This window comes from Streptomyces sp. NPDC044033, from assembly GCF_056434425.1.
The window spans coordinates 114,995-133,482 of record NZ_JBWKFF010000004.1; the positions used below are offsets into that span (position 1 = coordinate 114,995).

At 69.6% G+C, this 18,488-nt stretch carries 17 protein-coding genes and 1 pseudogene; 7 read left to right on the plus strand and 11 right to left on the minus strand.

Going from position 1 to position 18,488, the window contains the following annotated elements:
• The first annotated feature begins 97 nt into the window (after positions 1-97).
• The 3 genes and pseudogenes from AC07AB_RS09930 to AC07AB_RS09940 form a co-directional block, all read left to right on the plus strand.
• Positions 98-2,494, plus strand: coding sequence for an RNA degradosome polyphosphate kinase (locus AC07AB_RS09930; RefSeq protein WP_478562956.1), 2,397 nt, complete (start codon positions 98-100; stop codon positions 2,492-2,494).
• Between the two features lie 121 nt (positions 2,495-2,615).
• Positions 2,616-3,806: a CHAD domain-containing protein gene (locus AC07AB_RS09935; protein WP_478562959.1), complete on the plus strand. Its 1,191-nt coding sequence runs from the start codon at positions 2,616-2,618 to the stop codon at positions 3,804-3,806.
• A gap of 53 nt (positions 3,807-3,859) precedes the next feature.
• A pseudogene (locus tag AC07AB_RS09940) lies at positions 3,860-4,267 on the plus strand (NUDIX hydrolase); the annotation flags it as partial.
• 410 nt (positions 4,268-4,677) lie between these two features.
• Here AC07AB_RS09940 and AC07AB_RS09945 read toward each other — a convergent pair.
• Together AC07AB_RS09945 and AC07AB_RS09950 are read right to left on the minus strand one after the other, a co-directional pair.
• Positions 4,678-5,811 carry a methyltransferase domain-containing protein gene (locus AC07AB_RS09945; protein ID WP_478562962.1) on the minus strand — a complete coding sequence of 378 codons (1,134 nt, stop codon included), beginning with the start codon at positions 5,809-5,811 and terminating at the stop codon, positions 4,678-4,680.
• Between the two features lie 469 nt (positions 5,812-6,280).
• Positions 6,281-6,511, minus strand: coding sequence for a hypothetical protein (locus AC07AB_RS09950; RefSeq protein ID WP_478562964.1), 231 nt, complete (start codon positions 6,509-6,511; stop codon positions 6,281-6,283).
• 191 nt (positions 6,512-6,702) lie between these two features.
• Between AC07AB_RS09950 and AC07AB_RS09955 the strand changes: the two genes are divergently transcribed.
• Together AC07AB_RS09955 and AC07AB_RS09960 are read left to right on the plus strand one after the other, a co-directional pair.
• A complete protein-coding gene (locus AC07AB_RS09955) occupies positions 6,703-7,884 on the plus strand; it encodes a helix-turn-helix domain-containing protein (RefSeq protein WP_478562966.1) in 1,182 nt (393 codons plus the stop codon).
• Positions 7,885-7,887: 3 nt separating this feature from the next.
• Positions 7,888-8,235, plus strand: a complete 348-nt coding sequence (locus tag AC07AB_RS09960; protein WP_478562969.1) for an NUDIX hydrolase — start codon at positions 7,888-7,890, stop codon at positions 8,233-8,235.
• 95 nt (positions 8,236-8,330) lie between these two features.
• Here AC07AB_RS09960 and AC07AB_RS09965 read toward each other — a convergent pair whose 3' ends face one another.
• The 8 genes from AC07AB_RS09965 to AC07AB_RS10000 form a co-directional block, all read right to left on the minus strand.
• Positions 8,331-9,647, minus strand: a complete 1,317-nt coding sequence (locus tag AC07AB_RS09965) for an MFS transporter (RefSeq protein ID WP_478562971.1) — start codon at positions 9,645-9,647, stop codon at positions 8,331-8,333.
• A 205-nt stretch (positions 9,648-9,852) separates the two neighbouring features.
• Positions 9,853-10,806 carry a VOC family protein gene (locus tag AC07AB_RS09970; RefSeq protein WP_478562974.1) on the minus strand — a complete coding sequence of 318 codons (954 nt, stop codon included), beginning with the start codon at positions 10,804-10,806 and terminating at the stop codon, positions 9,853-9,855.
• Positions 10,803-11,921 carry a 4-oxalomesaconate tautomerase gene (locus AC07AB_RS09975; protein ID WP_478562977.1) on the minus strand — a complete coding sequence of 373 codons (1,119 nt, stop codon included), beginning with the start codon at positions 11,919-11,921 and terminating at the stop codon, positions 10,803-10,805. The genes AC07AB_RS09970 and AC07AB_RS09975 overlap by 4 nt, the downstream gene beginning before the upstream one ends.
• The gene (locus tag AC07AB_RS09980) at positions 11,918-12,640 is read right to left on the minus strand and encodes a 4-carboxy-4-hydroxy-2-oxoadipate aldolase/oxaloacetate decarboxylase (RefSeq protein WP_478562979.1); all 723 of its coding nucleotides are present in this window, start codon (positions 12,638-12,640) and stop codon (positions 11,918-11,920) included. The genes AC07AB_RS09975 and AC07AB_RS09980 overlap by 4 nt, the downstream gene beginning before the upstream one ends.
• A 49-nt stretch (positions 12,641-12,689) precedes the next feature.
• Positions 12,690-13,448 carry a PIG-L deacetylase family protein gene (locus AC07AB_RS09985; RefSeq protein WP_478562982.1) on the minus strand — a complete coding sequence of 253 codons (759 nt, stop codon included), beginning with the start codon at positions 13,446-13,448 and terminating at the stop codon, positions 12,690-12,692.
• A gap of 45 nt (positions 13,449-13,493) precedes the next feature.
• Entirely contained in the window at positions 13,494-14,147 is a 654-nt protein-coding gene (locus tag AC07AB_RS09990; protein WP_478562984.1) for a GntR family transcriptional regulator, read from the minus strand.
• 209 nt (positions 14,148-14,356) lie between these two features.
• Complete coding sequence (locus tag AC07AB_RS09995; protein WP_478562987.1) at positions 14,357-14,608, minus strand: hypothetical protein; 252 nt, start codon at positions 14,606-14,608, stop codon at positions 14,357-14,359.
• Positions 14,605-14,889, minus strand: coding sequence for a hypothetical protein (locus AC07AB_RS10000; RefSeq protein WP_478562990.1), 285 nt, complete (start codon positions 14,887-14,889; stop codon positions 14,605-14,607). The genes AC07AB_RS09995 and AC07AB_RS10000 overlap by 4 nt, the downstream gene beginning before the upstream one ends.
• A 344-nt stretch (positions 14,890-15,233) precedes the next feature.
• Here AC07AB_RS10000 and AC07AB_RS10005 point away from each other — a divergent pair, with 344 nt between their 5' ends.
• Complete coding sequence (locus tag AC07AB_RS10005; protein WP_478562993.1) at positions 15,234-16,193, plus strand: hypothetical protein; 960 nt, start codon at positions 15,234-15,236, stop codon at positions 16,191-16,193.
• Positions 16,194-16,359: 166 nt separating this feature from the next.
• Here AC07AB_RS10005 and AC07AB_RS10010 read toward each other — a convergent pair whose 3' ends face one another.
• Positions 16,360-16,944, minus strand: a complete 585-nt coding sequence (locus tag AC07AB_RS10010) for a CGNR zinc finger domain-containing protein (protein ID WP_478562996.1) — start codon at positions 16,942-16,944, stop codon at positions 16,360-16,362.
• A gap of 51 nt (positions 16,945-16,995) precedes the next feature.
• Between AC07AB_RS10010 and AC07AB_RS10015 the strand changes: the two genes are divergently transcribed.
• Positions 16,996-18,471 carry an MFS transporter gene (locus tag AC07AB_RS10015; protein ID WP_478562999.1) on the plus strand — a complete coding sequence of 492 codons (1,476 nt, stop codon included), beginning with the start codon at positions 16,996-16,998 and terminating at the stop codon, positions 18,469-18,471.
• Positions 18,472-18,488 lie beyond the last annotated feature (17 nt).

Below are 18,488 nucleotides of genomic sequence, written 5' to 3' on the forward strand. Positions count from 1 at the left end.
TCCCGCGGCGGCGTCGACGCCGCGGGGTAGCGTCCCGATTTCCTAAGCGCCATGTGCGCGTTACCGGCGATTCAATTGCGGTTGCGAGCATCGCTGGATGCACCCCGCTGTGCCCGATCCCCCCGACCGCCGGCTCCGCGCCGCCCATGAGCCGCTTTCCGACGCGCCCGCGGTAGCGCTCGCGCGGAACAATGGCCACATGCCGCATTCTCCTGAGGAGCGTTCGTCGGGCCCCCGTAAGGGCGCTCGGACCCAGGCGCCGGCCGACCCGCCCCCGCAGCCGTCGGTCGGCTCCATAGCGGCACACCGCCCGCACGCCGTGGGCGCGCCCGTCGTCCGGGAGCTGGACCCCGACCTGGACGCGGACCCCGACGCGTACGACGGGTACGACGAGGGCACAGCCCGGGAGGCGGACGGCGGGGAACTGCCGCACGGCCGGTTCCTGGACCGGGAGCGCAGTTGGCTCGCGTTCAACGAACGCGTGCTGGAACTCGCCGAGGACCCGGCGACGCCGCTCCTCGAACGGGCGAACTTCCTGGCCATTTTCGCCAGCAACCTCGACGAGTTCTTCATGGTCCGGGTCGCGGGTCTCAAGCGGCGCATAGCGACCGGTGTGGCGACCCGCTCGGCCTCCGGGCTCCAGCCCCGCGAGGTGCTGGAGCTGATCTGGACCCGGTCGCGGGAGCTCATGGCCCGGCACGCGGCCTGCTACCAGCAGGACGTCGCCCCCGAACTGGCCGAGCGGGGCATCCACCTGATCCGCTGGCCCGAGCTGACGGAGAAGGAGCAGAGCCGCCTCTGCACGCTCTTCCGGCAGCAGATCTTCCCCGTGCTCATCCCGCTGGCCGTGGACCCCGCGCACCCCTTCCCGTACATCTCGGGGCTCTCGCTCAACCTCGCCGTCGTCGTACGGAACCCGGTCAGCGGACACGACCACTTCGCACGTGTGAAGGTTCCGCCGCTGCTGCACCGCTTCCTGGAGGCTTCGCCGCAGCGGTACGTACCGCTTGAGGACGTCATCGCGGCCCACCTCGAAGACCTCTTCCCCGGCATGGAGGTGCTCGCGCACCACATGTTCCGGGTCACCCGCAACGAGGACCTGGAGGTCGAGGAGGACGACGCCGAGAACCTCCTCCAGGCGCTGGAGAAGGAGCTGATGCGGCGCCGCTTCGGGCCGCCGGTGCGCCTGGAGGTCGAGGAGTCCATCGACCCGTACGTGCTCGACCTGCTGGTCCGCGAGCTCAAGGTCTCCGACGCCGAGGTCTACCCGCTGCCCGGCCCGCTGGATCTGACCGGGCTGTTCGGGATCGCCTCGCTGGACCGGCCGGAGCTGAAGTACCCGAAGTTCGTGGCGGGCACCCACCGGGACCTCGCCGAGGTGGAGTCCGCGTCCGCGCCCGACATCTTCGCCGCGCTGCGGGAGCGGGACGTGCTGCTGCACCACCCGTACGACTCCTTCTCGACCTCGGTCCAGGCGTTCCTGGAGCAGGCGGCGGCCGACCCGGCCGTGCTGGCCATCAAGCAGACGCTGTACCGGACCTCGGGCGACTCGCCGATCGTGGACGCGCTGATCGACGCCGCCGAGTCGGGCAAGCAGGTCCTGGTCCTGGTGGAGATCAAGGCGCGCTTCGACGAGCAGGCCAACATCAAGTGGGCGCGGAAGCTGGAGGAGTCGGGCTGCCACGTCGTCTACGGGCTGGTGGGGCTCAAGACGCACTGCAAGCTCTCCCTCGTGGTGCGCCAGGAGGGCGACACGCTGCGCCGCTACTCCCATGTGGGGACCGGCAATTACCACCCGAAGACGGCGCGGCGCTACGAGGACCTCGGCCTGCTGACCGCCGACGCGCAGGTGGGCGCGGACCTCTCGGACCTCTTCAACCGGCTGTCCGGGTACTCCCTGCGCGAGGACTACCGGCGGCTGCTGGTCGCCCCCAGGTCGCTGCGCGACGGCCTGCTCTCGCGGATCGCCAAGGAGGTCGCGGGCCACCGCGCCGGGCGGCCCGCGTACATCCGCATCAAGGTCAACTCGATGGTGGACGAGGCCGTCATCGACGCGCTGTACCGGGCCGCCGGGGCCGGGGTGCCGGTCGATGTGTGGGTGCGCGGCATCTGCGCGCTGCGGCCGGGCGTGGCGGGGCTGAGCGAGAACATCCGGGTGCGCAGCGTGCTGGGCCGCTTCCTCGAACACTCCCGGATCTTCGCCTTCGGGAACGGAGGCGAGCCCGAGGTCTGGATCGGCAGCGCCGACATGATGCACCGCAACCTCGACCGGCGCATCGAGGTACTGGTACAGGTCACCGACCCGGCCCACCGCGCCGCGCTGAACCGGCTGCTGGAGTCGGGCCTGTCCGACACCACGGCCTCCTGGCACCTCGGTGCGGACGGTGGCTGGACGCGGCACGCCACGGACGGGGACGGCGGGCCGTTGCGGAACGTGCAGGAGATGCTCATAGACGCCCGGAGGCGCCGGCGTGGCTCATCAGCGACCCCATGACGTGCGGACTTCGGCCAGGCCGGTCGCTTCGGCCGCTTCGAGCGCTTCGAGCGCTTCGGCCGAAGTCCCGGCGCCGGGCCGTGCGGACCGCCACGAAGACAGCCTCAGGGGGGAGGACACCATGATGAACCACGCAGTCGGGACGGCGGGCGCTGCTCCGGCCACTGCTTCGACCACTGCTCCGGCCACCGCTTCGGCCACCACTTCGACCACCGGGGGAGGGCCCGCTGCCGCCGGACCGTCCGAACCGACCGCGGCCGACGTGCTCTCCCGCTACCTCAACGCGCGGGCGGCGGACTTCCTGCGCAGCCTGCGGCTGCACTCGGAGAGCGGTGCCGACGCGGACGACGCCGTCGAGGCCGCGCGGCTGCTGCGCCGCTCCGCGCGGCGGATCAGCGGGGCGCTGTACGTCTACCGTCCGCTGACGGACACCGTCTGGGCGGACCAACTCCGTTCGGAACTCGCCTGGTTGACGGGAACGCTGGCGCGCGAGCACGCGTACGCGGCGCGGCTGGCGCGGCTGCGCGGTGCCCTGCACCGCCTCTCCGGGGCGGCCGGGCGGCCGCAACCGGCGGATGAGCGGGACCGGGCCCGCGCGGCGGAGCGGGACGGCGAACGGCCGACGAGCGCGCTGACGGTGGGCGCGGCGCGCGCGGGGGCCCTGCTGGAGCGGCAGTTGACGCTGGCACGGACCCGCGCCCACTCGGCGGCGCTCCAGTCGCTGGGGTCCTCGCGGTTCCACGCGGTCGCCGACGCGGTCGCCGTGCTCGCCTCCGAGGCGCCGCTGGACCCCGCCGCCGAGGACCTCCTGGCCCACCAGGCGCTGCCGAGGCTGGCCGAGCACGCGCACCAGCGGCTCATCGAGGCCGTGCAGGCGCTGCCGCTGGGCCTGGCCGGGCACCCGTACAACGCCGAGGCGCTCGTCCACGGCCTGGCCGCCACCGCGGCGGCCGACGCGCCGCCCGCCGCGGAGCGCCAGGACGCGCCCTGGCACCACGTGCGGCAGCTCGTACGGCTGCGCCGGTACGCCCAAGAGGTCCTGGACGTACCGGGTTTCGCGGAGGGCGAGGGGGAACCCGGCTTCGCGGTGCGGCTGCTGGGCGCGAGCCAGGCGCTGGACCGGCACCGGGACGCCGCCGAGGCCGCCGCCGCTGCCGCCTCCGCCGCCCGTACGCCCCGTATCGCCCCCGCCACCGCGTACGCTCTCGGCGTGCTCCACGCCGATCAACGGCACGAGGTGGAGGCGGCGAGGTTCTCCTTCGGGCGGATCTGGCAGCGGCTGGCGGTGACACCGGCGAGGACGGCGCCCTGACGCCGATGGGCGCCGTACGTCCGTAGAAGACGAGCGATGGGCGGAGCGACGGGATGACGATGGTGGACGGGACGGTCCGCGCGGCGGGCTGCGTACTGTGGCGGCGCGGTCCGGTCGACGGACAGCTGGAGATCGCGCTCGTACATCGGCCCAAATATGACGACTGGTCGCACCCCAAGGGCAAGCTGAAGCGCGGCGAGGACGCCCTGAGCGGCGCGAAGCGCGAGGTGCTGGAGGAGACCGGTATGGAGTGCGAGCCGGGTGCGGTCCTGCCCACCGCGCATTACATGGCGAGCGGGCGGCCCAAGGAGGTCCGGTACTGGGCGGCGGAGGCGACGCGGGGCTCTTTCGAGCTCAACCGCGAGGTGGACCGGCTGCTGTGGCTGCCACCCGCTGCCGCCCGGGCCCGCCTGACGCAGGACCGCGACCGACCGCTGGTCGACGCGCTGCTTCGCGTCCTTCCTGCCGACGTAGGGGGCGATGATGGAAGCACAGGAAGGAAGCAGATGGAACGGTCGAACACGGGTCGGTTTGGACGACTGGGTAGCCGCTGAACTGGAAAATGCCCCAGTGCCGACCCCAGAACAGAGCGGAACCCTGACGGCCCTCTTGTTGTGCCGCAGCGTGGCACGTACGTGCAGGACCGGACGACTGGCAACGCCAGCCGCACAGAGGCAGTTGAGTAAGATCAGTCAGTTGGGCAGGAGCTACGCGCAGAGCCAATCTTCCCGCCGGCCAGTTGAGTAGGATCAGTAGGGTGGCTTGGGCCGGCGTGGCAGGCCGTACAACGCAATATGGGTGTTCCTCGCGGTTCGGGAGACAGAAATCCCCGTCCGCATGCCTCGGGGGAAACACACGAACGGGGCGGTCTTTACCTGACAGGACGTACAGGGTTGTCAGGTGTGTCCAGCCAAAGCCTTTGGCCAGCCTTTGTGACGGTGAGCCCATACCGAGTGATCACCGGCATGCCAGCTCCGTGCCACCAATTCACTACGTGTGCCAGCTCGTCGACGAGGCGTCTAGCTCCCCACTGCTTGACCACGGAGTCTGGCCACACGGCAGCCCACGCGGAGCCGTCACGGGTATAGGCGTATGTCGCACTCTTGCCGAACTCAATCAAGATGTCCGGCACGAGATGCTGGAGCGCGAATTGTCCATCCGTGCTATGGATGAAGGATAGGTCCAAGCTCCGGTGGCCTTTGGCGCCCTTACTCCATGTGTCTTTCAGCATCTCATCCAGATTGGGCCCGGATGTGCCACGCTGGCTGCGGACGGCCATGTATGAGGCAGTGCCGACGATCATTCCCGATGCGGCCCCGTGGCCATCCACCCTCAGACGCACCAGGGCTGATGACCCATACGGGGTGAGGATCACGGCGTCGGGAACGGATTGCTCCACCCATGCGTACGGCACTTGTCGCACGGATGCAGTGGAGATGATCCGGTCGTATGGCGCTGCTTCCGGATATCCGTTTTCACCGTCTGCGCAGGCGACCATTGGGGAATATCCCGTTTGGCTCAGCGTGATCCGTGCTTGATCAGTGAGATCCGGGGCGATCTCCACTGTCACTACGCCGTCCGGTCCGACGCACTCACAAAGCAGCGCCGCATTGTAGCCAGTGCCGGTACCGATTTCTAGTACGCGGTGGCCTGGCTGCAAATTGAGTAGCGCCAGCTTTTTGACTACGATGCCGGCCGCGGAGAGTGATGATGTGAATCGTCCCTGCGCTGATTCGGTGGGCGCGGTTTGCCCATCGTTCATCTGTGTGATGACTGCGGTGTGCGCGTCGTACACTGCGCGATTCCATGAATCTGGTGAGTTGTTCCGGCTCACCAGCGGGAAACGGCCGGTAGCGTCCCTTTCCGGTAGCCAGAATCGATCGGGCGCGAATGCCTCGCGAGGAACGTTGTCGAATGCGTCGCGCAGTCGGCTATTACCGGCGAAATATCCGAGCCTGGTGATCTCTCGGGCGCAATCGCGTTTCACATACTGATGTGTCGTCACCGCTCACCTCCTCTGTCTCTACTTGGGGCGACTCTGGGGGTCTCCGTCGGACGCATTCGGGTCAGCCGGGTCGGTGGCTTTGTCTCGGTCCTGTTCCGAATCGTATTCGCGGTCGTCGGTTCCTTCGGGCTCTTCTTTGCCTGGGCTCATGCTGTTCCTCCTTGTGACCGTTGTTTGGTGCCTCTCCCGCGGCCTCATCCTGTCCGGGCTGCTTGAACACCAGGAGCACGCCGCGCTCTCCCTTTGCTGCCATCAGCTGAGAGAGATTGGCCCTTGCGATGCTCCGGCTCATCGCCTGGCCTCCTTCGAGCCAACGGCAACGACTTTGGCCAGCGACTCCACCAACGGGGGCGACGCGGCCCCCAGCTCGACGAGCGGGCCCCTGCCACGCAAGCCGGGCAGAGCAAGGCCGGCACCGAAAAGAGACCGGCGAAGTGAGGTTGCAGCGTCGGACGCCTGGCCCACGTAGTCATCGCTGGGAGCGGTACGCAACGGAGGAGGCCCAAAAGGCTTCCAGCAGCCGGACGGCCGTGTCATGACCGATCGGGTCAACGGCGACGTACGCGCGGCCACCTATAGGGGCAGCCCCCTGCATCGGCAGGTAGAACCCGAGAGCCATGAAGGACAGGTGCAGCTCTTCAGCCAGCTCGTGGCCGATGGCTCGGGCATCAGAGCAGGTGTCTAGGTTGATGATGACCATCAGTAACCCCGTCGACTCGACGTTGCGTCTGCAGGTTCGTGACTGGCCGCCTCTGGTGGGGCGGCCCTTCTCCATACAGTCAACGCTCAACAGATCAGGGGAACTTGCACAACGCTTGCACAGCCAAGTCAGGGGGTACACGGTGGCCCTGACTGCCAGCGCGAGAGCATCTTGTGAGGAAGACTGAACCTATGGGCACTGCACCACTTGCACCAGGCGCCAACCTCGCGGCCGTGCGGAAGGCGCATGGATTCAAGCAAGAGCAGCTTGCGCGGAAGGCGTCGGTCTCCGTGTCTCTGCTCAGCAAAATCGAGATCGGAGACCGCACTCTCACGCCGGAAGTGGCTGCACTGATGGCAGATGCCATGGGCGTTTCCATGGCTGAGGTGCTAGGGACTGCCCCTGTCGAGATCGACAAGGAAGCCGAATTGGTGGCCCTTCGGTCGGCGATCCGGGACTACGACCTACCGGAGAGCCGCGAGGCCACCGAAAGGACAGTCGCGCGTGATCTCGCGATGGCTAGTCTCCACAGAGACAATGTCGACATTGACAGGTTGATCCCTGCTCTCCCCGGCTACGTGCGAAACGCTACAGCGCACGCCTTCGAAGCCAATACGGCACAGAGTTGGGCATGCCTCGCTGATGTGTATAGCACCGTCTATTGGCTGGCAGCTCGGCACCGGTGGATGGATATGGCGGAACTCGCTGTGACTCGTCAGCGATGGGCCGTTGAGCAGAAGGAAAACCCGCTGGCAGCGGCAATCGCCGCTCGTGATCGCGCGGGTGTCTACCTGAATGCTGGATCTTTGGAGAAGGGGTTGACGATCGTCGATCGCGCGATTGCCATGGCCCAGACAAGCTTGAGCGGTCAGCAACGGGCCTTCGCTGTCGGTGTGCTGAACCTGCGAGGGATGACCATCGCGGGCAGGATGGATGACAAGATCGAGGCCCAGAAGGAGGCCGGCCGGCACATCAGGTCTGCTCGGCGGGCAGCCGATGAATTCAGGGGCGATGAGAACGCGCATAACATGATTTTCGGACCCGGCAACACCGTAACTCATGTTCTCGCCACGCAAGTTGACCTAGGACAGCCTCAGGAAGCTGTCAGAGTCGCTGAAGATCTTGATATGGCATTGGAGAACTTGCCGCCTACCCGCATCGCACCCAGCCGTATCAACTTGGCGCGTGCACAACTCGACCTGGGCAACCGAGACGGAGCCCTGGACAACCTGACGACCGCATGGAGAGCAGCGCCCCAGATGGCTCGTATTCACCCAATGGGGCAGGAGGTCTTCCGAGTCCTCACCTCGCTCCATAAGAGAAGCAATGCCCGTTTGATTGCTCTTTCCAAGCTCTCTGGTGTCGATCTCTAACGCGTGACTGCGCGGGCTGTCACTCGCCCGTGGCACGGCGACTGGTCGCACCCCAAGGGCAAGCTGAAGCGCGGCGAGGACGCCTTGAGCGGCGCGAAGCGCGAGGTGCTGGAGGAGACCGGTATGGAGTGCGAGCCGGGTGCGGTCCTGCCCACCGCGCATTACATGGCGAGCGGGCGGCCCAAGGAGGTCCGGTACTGGGCGGCGGAGGCGACGCGGGGCTCTTTCGAGCTCAACCGCGAGGTGGACCGGCTGCTGTGGCTGCCACCCGCTGCCGCCCGTGCCCGCCTGACGCAGGACCGCGACCGGCCGCTGGTCGACGCGCTGCTGGCGGCGCTGCACCTGACGTGACGCGGCCTCACCTGACCTGATCCGGTGTTCGGCTGGGGCTGCCGGTGACCCTTCCCGTACCGCCGTGCGGGAGCGGTCCTCCGGTCCGCGTGCCGTCAGCCCTTCGCGGCCGAGCGTGCCCTGATGGCGAGGGCGGCCAGGGCCATCATCAGCGCGCCGAAGACGGCAGCGCAGGCGTACACCGTGAAGCCCGCGTCGGCGTTGCCCGCGGCGAGGAGCTCGCCGCCGACCCACGGGCCGAAGACGGCGCCGAAGCGGCCCATGCCGGAGACCCAGCCGAGGGCGGTGGGGCGGTCCTCGTCGCTGTGGTGGGTGCCCACCGTCGCGTAGACCATGGCCTGGGCGGAGAAGAGCAGCAGGCCCGCGAAGAAGACCACCGCGTACAGGACGCCGACCGGCATCCTGACGCCCATGAGGTAGACGAAGACCGCGGTCAGGACGAACCAGACGATGACGACGTTGCGCGGGCCGATCCTGTCGGCCGTGCGGCCTGCGATGAGCATGCCGCAGATGCCGCCGACGTTCAGGAACGTCGAGAACAGGAGCGAGTCACCGGTGTCGTAGCCGAGATCGACCATGATCTTCGGCAGCCACTGGCCGACCCCGTAGACCAGGAGCAGGCCGGCGAAGGACGTCAGCCAGAAGCACAGGGTGGTGTTCCACTGGCCGCCCCGGAAGAGGTTCTTCAGCGCGTCCTGCTTGTCCGTGCCGTTCTCCTTCGCCTTGGGCAGCTCGGTGCCGAAGTCGGCGGCGAGCGTCTCGGCCTCGGCTCGGCGGCCACGGGTGAGCAGGTTGGCCGGCGACTCGGGCAGCGCCTTGAGGGCGACCGGCAGCAGGACCAGGGCCGGGATCGCGGAGGCGATGAAGGCCGAGCGCCAGCCGAAGTCCTCGACGAGCCACAGCGCGAGGAGCGGGGCCAGGGCGCCACCGGTCTGGTGCGCGGTCATGATGATGCCGGTGGCGAGGGCGCGGCGGCCTCGGGAGGTGAACTCCATGCCGTACGAGATGGCGATCGGCAGCAGCGCGCCGAGTCCAAAGCCGCACACGAGGCGGAAGAAGCCGAACTGGCCGGAGGTCTGGGACCAGCCGGTGCCCAGCGTGGCGAGGGTGAAGAGGGCGACGCTGGCGAAGACGGTGTTGCGGCGGCCGATCCAGTTCGACGCCATACCGGACAGGATCGTGCCGATCAGCATGCCGAAGGTGGAGTAGCTGCCGATGGTGCCCGCGGTGGCGGCGGTGAGCCCGAGGCTTTTGCCGCCGAGCATCTTGGGGAGCACGGAGCCGTAGATGAACGTGTCGATGCCGTCGAGGAGGACGAGTCCCCAGCACAGGGCGATGACGGCGGTACGGCTTCTGCGGGCCGGTATCCCGCTTGCCTGGGCGGGCGAGGAGGTGGCGGAGGAGGACGTCATTGTTCCCTCTCGTGCGGGACATCAGGGCGGGGACCCTCGGTCTGGCGTAGACGCTAGAAAGCCGCCGACCCTTCGTCAACACTTTTGTTAACAATCTCGGAAAACATTTCGGCCCCGGTGTCACGCCGTTCTCGCGGACTCCTCGCGCGGCGCTCTCCGGGGCCGAAAGATGCAGGTCGGACCAGCCAGATCCCTGTCGGACCAGTCAGACCCGAGCGGGAGGCGTGCCGTGGGTATGGAACGACTCGATGGTCCGCAGACCCCAGGCCTGGCCCTTCGCGCGCTCCTCCTCGGTCCAGGTGACCAGCGGCCAGTCGGGGGCGAGCACGAGGCGGCTGAGCGGGTTGCAGAGCTCGATGCGGTTGCCGCCGGGCTCGTAGACGTACAGGAAGAACGTCTGCTGGATGGCGTGCTTGTGCGGGCCCGTCTCGATGAAGACGCCGGTGTCGATGGCGAGGTCGGCGGCGCGCAGGATGTCCTCGCGGGTGTCGGTCGCGAAGGCGATGTGGTGCAGGCGGCCCTCGCTGCCGGTCCAGTCCTCGGTGTAGACGACGTCGTACGACTTGTCGGTGAAGGTGAGCCAACGGGCGCCGATCCTGCCGGAGTCGAGCCGGATCTGCTCGGTGGGGCGGGCGCCCAGGACGTGCTGCTGGAACTCGGCGCTGGCCAGTACGTCGGCGGCCAGGAAGTTGATGTGGTCCAGGCGCCGCACCCCCACCCCCCTGTTGGGCTTGGCCTGCGGCTGGTTCTTCAGGGCGGGCCGGAGTCCGCCGGGGGCCGTGTAGTGCTCGCTCTCCCAGTACAGGGCGTGTTCGTGGCCGTCGGGGTCGGTGGTGACGTACAGCTTGCCGAGGCCGGGTTCGTCCTCGGCCCAGTGGCCGGTGCCGCCCGCGTCCTCGATGGCCCGCACGCGGCGCCGGAGCGCCTCCTCGCTGGAGACGCGCAGGGCGAGCCGGCCCGGGCCGGGCTGGTCACGGGCGGTGAGGACCAGGCTGTGGTGCTCGTAGTCGTCGAAGGTGCGCAGATATACGGTGTCGCCGCGCTGCCCGTTGACCGTCAGGCCGAGGAAATCGGTGCAGAAGGCCACGGAGGCGTCCAGGTCCGGGGTGAACAGCTGGGCGTGGCCGATGTGGGCGATGTCGCCGAGGGGCGGGGTCATCCTTGGCCTCCTGTGGTGGGTGCGGTCAGTGGCGCGGTCTCGGGTGGCCGGGGGAAGACGGCGCCGTCGAAGATCTTGCGGGCCGTGCGGACCACGGCGGTGCGGCGGGCGCGGGGCGGGCCGTCGGCGGAGGGGGCGGTGGCCGTGAGGCCGCTTTCGATGTCGGTGAATCCTGTGGGGTGCTCGATGCGCAGCCGCTCGCCCTGCTCCGGGAGCGCCGCGATGCCGTGCGCGACGCTTCCCTCGATGCGCAGCCCCGCGGCCACGCTCGCCGCGCCGAGTACGCCGATCGAGGTGTGGCAGCGGACCGGGATGAAGGTGCGCGTGGTGACCGCGCCGCCGTGGCGGGGCGGGGCAAGCAGGGTGAGCTTGGGCACGGGCGCCGCCGAGACGTCGCCGAGGCCCATCAGCTCCGCCGCCGCGAGCCGAATCTCCCGCAGCCGTTCGGCGAGCGCGCCGTTCGCCTCCAGGTCCGCCGGCTCCTCGTAGCCGGTGACCCCGAGGTGCTCGGCGGGGATCAGGACCGTCGGCATGCCGTTGTCGACGCAGGTGACCTCGGTGCCGACGACCCTGTCGCGCACGCTGCCCGTGGGCAGCAACTCGCCGCTGCCCGGCGCGAATTCGATGACTGCGGCGGCCGCTCTTCCGGGTACGCCGGAGATCTCCGTCCCGCCCGCGTATTCGACGTGCCCGCCCGGTGTCGGGAACGTCGCCGTGGCGAGTTCGCCGGAGTTCACCATGCGGATGCGTACGGACGTCTCACCGTCGCCGGGGGCGACCAGGCCGCGTTCGACGGAGAACGGGCCGACTCCGGCGAGCAGGTTGCCGCAGTTCTGACGTTCCGACACCTCGGCTGTCTCAACGCCCACTTGGAGGAAGAGGTAGTCGACGTCGGCCTCGGGGCCGGCGGACGCGGACACCACGGCTACCTTGCTCGTCAGCGGGTGCGCCCCGCCGAGTCCGTCGATCTGGCGCGGGTCCGGGCTGCCCATGATGCGCAGCAACAGGCCGTCGCGGGCGCCTGGTTCGGCGGGCAGGTCTTCGGCCAGGAAGTACGCGCCCTTGGACGTGCCGCCGCGCATCAGCATGCAGCGCACCCCCGCGGGCCCGGTCATGAACCGCCCTCCGCGTACGCCGTGTACCCCTCGTACTCCTCGTACGTCCGGTACTCGACGCCGAGCCGCTGGAGCGTGTCCCTCAGCCCGTAGCGGTCCAGGCCGAGCTGGCCCTCCAGGAAGGCGGCGCGGGCTCCGGCCTCCTTCTGTTCGCGGGCCTTGGACGCCTCGGCGGTCCGCCGGGCGTGCCGGCGTTCGACGACCACGACGCCGTCGTCGTCGGCGACGATCACGTCGCCGGGGCGGATCACCTGGCCGCCGATCGCGACGGGTACGTTGACGCTGCCGCCGGTCGCCTTGACCGTCCCCTGCGGGCTGACAGCGGCGGCCCAGGCGGGGAAGCCCATCGCCCGCAGTTCGGCGGTGTCCCGGATGCCGGTGTCCATGACGACGCCGCGCACGCCGCGCCGCGCGAGGGCCGTGGCGAACAGCTCACCGAACAGGCCGTCCGTGCAGGGTGAAGTGGTGGTGACGACGAGGATGTCGCCCTCGCCGCACTGCTCGACCGCCGCGTGGATCATGAGGTTGTCGCCGGGCCAGGACAGCACCGTGACGGCGGTGCCCGCGACGCGTACGCCCTGCTGGACCGGGCGCAGATGCGTGCCGAGGAAGCCGGTACGGCCCATCGCCTCGCTGACGGTGGCCGTGCCGTAGCCGGCGAGCGCCTCGACGTCCTTGGCCTCGGCTTTGGGCGGACCGGTGACGATGACGCCGGGCATCAGGCGGGCTCCTTGGCTTTGGGCGGGCCGGTGACGATGACGCCGGGCATCAGGCGAGCTCCTTCGCGATCTGCGGGTACGGGCGCATGTATGCCTCGGCCATGGTCTTGTGGGCCAGGCCCAGGTTCGGGCCGGCGTTCCGCTTGAGCTGCACCCCTCGGCGTACGGCGAGATCCGTGTAGTAGTCCCACAGGTGCTGCTGCGCGCCCAGGCACTCCATGGCCTTGCGCTTGGTCTCCCACACCTCGGTGATGTCGAGCAGCACCTCGGGCTTGAAGCCGCTCATCTCGGGCTGGTGCGGCTCGAAGTAGAAGACGGGCGGGGCGCCGATGATCTCGCCCTCGCCGGGGTACCCGATGGCCTGCGCGAGGACACGGGCCTCCAAGGCCATGCGGTTGGCGGCGGGGTGGTCGCCGTTGTACGGGTCCGCGACCGGGTGCGTGAGCACGGCATCGGGCTGGGTGGCGCGGTAGACCGCGACGAGCTGATCGGTCAGCTCGGCGGTGGCCACCAGGGGATAGTCGCCGGCGTCGTAGAAGCGGACCTCGGCGCCGAGCGCGGCGGCGGCGCGCTCGGCCTCGTCGCGGCGTATCTCCTTGATCTCGTCGAGCTTCCTGCCCTCGCGCCATGCCTTGGCGGACTCGCCGCGCTCGCCGAAGGTCAGGCACGCGATGGTGACCTTCTCGCCGCGGGCGGCGGCCAGGGCGATGGCGCCGCCCGCCCGCCACACGAAGTCCCCGGCATGCGCGGTGACGACGAGGGTCGATCGTGGCGGGTCGGTGGCGGGTACGCCGTTGCCGTGGGTCATGCTGCGTCTCCTTGGTGACAGGTGTGCCCCTGCCCCAGGAGCGCGTCAGTCGGCGCGCAGGGCGTCGAGCACGCTGCTGAGGTGGGCGCGAACGGCCGCCTCGGCCGTTCGCGGATCTCTGGCGCGGATCGCTTCGATCACCGCCAGATGCTCACTCAGGGACTGCTGCGGACGCCCGGGGCGCAGTGCCAACTGGAAGCGATGGCGCACCAGTTGGGCGTTGAGCCGTTCCAGGAGGCCGACGGCCGTGTGCTGGCCGGAGATGTCCCGGATCAGGGCGTGCAGATCGTGGTTGAGCTCGGAGTAGGTGACCGGGTCGCCGTCGGCGACCGCCTTGGCCATGGCTTCGCCGATGTTCGTCAGTTCGTCGAGCTGGGCGTCGGTGGCGACCTCCGCCGCCTTGGCCGCGCACAGCCCTTCGAGCACCATCCGGCACTCCGTGATCTCCACGGCCTCCGCGACGGTGACCACGCGCACTCGTGATCCGCGGTTGCGAATCCGCTCGACCAGACCTTCGGAGGTGATCTCCAGCAGCGCGGCGCGCATGCTGGCACGCGTGACGCCGTACTGCTCGGCGAGCTCGTTCTCCATCAGTCGCTGCGCCGGTGCCATCTCGCCCTGCGTGATCGCCTTCCGCAACCGCTCCAGCGCGTACTGCTTGGCCTGCTCTCCGGAGCCTGGATGGGCTTCCTTCGGCATCTGCCCTCCCTGAGTGAGTGCCTGTCGACGCTAAATCTAGGCGAACAGAATTGTCAACGATTTTGTTAGCACTTCATGGGCGCAGGGCTCCCGTTCGTGGTGGTGGCGCTTAGGGGGGAGGTGGCCGAGGCCGGCGCGGGCCAGGCGGTGCCCGAACGCAACAAGGCCCTGCTTCCCCCGGAGTCCGGGGGAAGCAGGGCTTGGCGGTGTCAGTGCATGAGTCGGAGAGCGGTGACGACGAGAACGTCGGGGGCGGGGGAGACGTAGTACACGACGAAGACGCCGCCTACGGTGACCTCGCGATAGTCGCGATCCCCCTTGATCGCGGCGGATCCGTGCCCGTACGGATCAGCGCCCAGGGTCTTGGTCATCGCCCGTTCGAACGCTGCGCGGAACTCCGGCCGCATCGCGCGGCGGGCGGCTTCGGCCGGGTCCGCGTACTGGATCCGGTAACGGCTCACGCCGCCCCGGGGCGAGAGTTGTCCTGCGAGGTGCAGCCGGAGAAGTCCCCGAACTTCAGGCGGGCGACGATGGCGTCGTCTTCTTCTTCGGCCTCGGCCGGCAGGGCCCATCGGGCGAGCACGCGGTGCAGGTCCTGGGCCGGGGTCCGGCTGATCTCTGCGTCGTACGCTTCGGCGTCGGCTGTGCCCAGCGTGGCGCGGATGCCCTCGATGGTCGCCGGGATCTCCACCGGTTTCCCTCCGACGTGTGTGGTCCACGTCGCTGCCGCGATGTCGCTCATACTCACCCTCCCTGGTCCTGCTGTCACCGTACGCCGCCGTCTCGGCCTCTGCGGGCAGTTGCGGCCGAGGCCGGGATGCCGGCGGGCTTCTGCGGACGATGTGTGAACGCGAAGGCGGCGGACTCCTGCCCGCCCGCGATGTGGGCAACGGCGCTCGCCCGCCCCGCGACGACGGCGTGCCGTCGAGTGCATGCGAGAAGCGGCCAATCCGGGGCGCGAGGTGCGGTTTTGGCGGTACTGTGACCGGGTCATCACGCTCCGTGCGTACGTACGGAGCGGCCCCCAGCGGTGCTCTAACACCAGTCTGAGGGCCTTCACCGCGAGTGGAAACCAGGTCCACCAGGATGCTCCGGCATGTTATCGCGCCCATCGGGCGCTATGTGAAGGCGTCGCATGACGTCGTCCGTCATTGTCGTCTGAACAGTGACGCCAAGATCCTCCTCATCTACGTGCAGGGACTGCCCGAGTCCGAGACGGCCAAGCCGCTCGGTGAGCATGCGGCGCGGGTCGGGATCACGGGGCGGGCGTTCCAGAAGGCCAAGCGGCTGCTTGTCGAGGGCGGCTACTTCCACGACTGGCGGTGGCAGGGCGAGCGCGGGCGCTGGGTGACGGAACAGGTTTTCTCCAACATCGTCCTGAGCGGTGAGGAGGCGGTCCGGGTGCGGGACGGGGTCCCGCCGAGTGTGCAGTCTCCGACGGTCGGTGGGCCGACCGGTCGGAGGGCCGGTGGTTATCTCCGTAAGAAGAAGAACGAGGAGAAGAACTCCTCCCACCCGCCCACCGTCGTTCCGGCCGAAGAGCCGGGCGTGCAGGACCGTCCGGACGGGCCGCACACCCCCCTCGATCCCGCCGCATCACTGCGACAAGCGGTCCTCGAACCCCACCTCGCCGAGGCCGAGAGAGTCCTGCTGTCACTCCGCCACGCCGACCGCCGCCTACGCCTCGGCGTGTCGGAGGCCCGGGAGCTCGCCGGCGCAGCCGCTGAGTGGTTTCTGCGCGGGGCGCGGTCCGGGGAGCTGCGGGAGGCGCTGACGACCGGGCTGCCGCCCGAAGGGGTGCGGTACGCACCGGGCTTCGTACGCCGCCGCCTCGCCGACAAGCTGCCGGAGGCACGGAGCTTCCCCGAGCAGCAGCGGCGTTCCCGCACCGCCCAACCCCCCTCGCAGCCCGCCCCCTTCACAACCTGCCAAGGGCCCGGCAGCGAACACGTCTTCCGGCCCGTAGCCGACGAGACACACTGCGGCCCGTGCCGACAGGAGCGAGCCGAGGCGGCGTATTCCGCCGCCCGCGCCGAACCGATCTGACGACCGGCTTTCGCGGCGATGCAGATCGCATCGCATCGCATCGCGAGGAACGCACTCGGAACGCACTCGGAGGCCCGAACGAGTTCGTCGAAGGCGGGTTCGGGCGAAACCCCGGAGCCGGTTTGGCAGGGGCAGGTGCCGGCCTGGCAGGGGCAGGTGCCGGCGCTCAACGCGGGCTGCGTCGGCTCCGGTAGGCCGCGACGCTGGCCCGATGTGCGCAGGTTCGGGTGCAGTACTGCTTCGAGCCGTTGCGCGAGAGGTCCACGAAAGTGGCCCGGCAGGTCGGCCCGGCACATGCGCCGAGACGAGCGGGGCCGAGCGTGGCGATCACGGAGGCCAGTGCGCTGAGCGTGGTCGCGGCAAGGTGCGCCGCGCGGCGGTCGGTGTCGGAGGTGACCTCGGTCCACCAGCGGTCGCCCTCGTGGCGCAGTACCGGGGTGGCGCGGCTGCGGCGCAGACCGTCGTTGATCAGAGCCGTAGCTTCGTCCGCGTCCGCGTTCGCCCGTTCGAGCACCTCACGGACCGTCTTGCGCAACGCGCGGACTTCCGCCAGGTCGGCGCGGGCGAGATGCCGATGACCGGTTCCTTGGTTCGCGGCCGAACTCAGAGGCGCGGCCTCGGGATGGTCGTCGAGGAAGTCCCGGAGCTGCTCCACGGTCTCCAGCGCGTCCTCTCCCTTGATCGGCCTCAAGGTGTTGGCCAGGTCGACGGCCATCTGGACCACCCATGGGCTGTAATACGCATCCGGCATTTGACGTGTCTCCTCCCTGTCCCATAACGTTACACTCAAAGGAGCTTTGGCATGTCACAACATACCTGGCAGGGGACGACGTCGCAGACAAGCGCGTCTGGACGGGCCCCGGCACCGGAACGGACCGACACCCCGGACGGGCGTCGGCTGGGGCTGACTTTGGGGATGTTGGTGCTGCCGATGTACGTGGCACTGGGAGCGCCGTCGGTGGCCCTGCCGGCCATCGGCCGCGCACTCGCGGTGCCATTCGGGGCCACCGCGTGGATTCTCGCCGCGTGGTCGCTGACCTCCGCGCTCGCGATGCCGGTCGCGGGTCGGCTGCTGGCCCGCTGGAGCCCCTTCCAGGTCCTCGTCACCGGGGTCGTGACGCTCGCCGCGGGCTCCGCGCTCGCCGGAGCCGGGCCGACACTGTCCGTCGTGATCGTCGGCCGACTGATCGGCGGCGCCGGGGCGGGCGCGACCGTGATCGCCGTCTTCGCCGCGGCCACCGCCCTTCCCGGGCGGCAACGGATCCGCGCCCTGGGGATCGTCGCGGCCGCCAGCGCGACGGCGTCCGGGTGCGGGACGCTGTTGGGCGGGGCGGTGACCGTATGGCTCGGGTGGCGTGCCGTGCTCGCGATCCCGGTCCTCGCGCTGCCCCTCCTGCTGGTCGCATGGCCGAGCAGGCGCGCGCTGACGCGTAGCGGTAGCGGTAGCGGCGGCGGCGAGCGAAACGGCTCGACCGGGCGACTCGATATCGTCGGCGCGGCCGTGCTGTCGGTACTCGCCGGCTCCTTGATCACGTTGCTACAGGCACACTCGGTCGGCCTGCCCGCTCCGGTCACGCTCGTCGTGGCCGCCGCCGGGGTGCTCGCCGCCGTGGGACTGTGGTGGCGCGTGCGCAGCACGCCCGACGGGTTCGTGCCCCGGCGGGTGATCGCGTCCCGCGGCTTCCTGGCGGCCGGGCTCATCGGCGGGACCGTCTTCGCCGGCTACTACGGGGTGCTGTTCCGCGCCCCGTCCCTGATCGAGCAGGCCACGGGCGGTGGCCCGCTGGAAGCCGGCGTGTTCTTGGTCCCGGCCGCCGTCTGCTCGGTGCTGGCCGGGCGGCTGGTCGGCACCTTGACCGACCGGTTCGCCGGCTGGCAGGTGACGGCCGGGCTCGCGGCACTCACCGTCGTCGGCGTGCTCGTGGTCGCGATCTTCACCGGGCCGATCCCGGTCGTCGTCGGCATGGCGTTGACCGTGTGCGGATTCGCCGGCGCCCAAGCCGTACTGGTGAGCCTCGCGCCGGACCTGGTCGCCGCGGACGACCGCGACACCGCACAGGGCCTGCTCAACTTCATGAACGCCCTGGGTGGCGGGATCGGCCCGGCCGCGGTCGCGGGCCTGTCCGGCATCGTGCCGGCGCCGGTGGCCCTCGCCGCGCTCGCGGCACTCCCCCTGGCCGGACTCGTCCTCAGCCTGACCCGGCGCCCTGCCGCCGACCGGCTCCCTGCCGCCGACCGCCGCCCCGAACCCGAAGCCACGCGTGGGAGCCCGCGATGACGGTCCACCCGCATCTG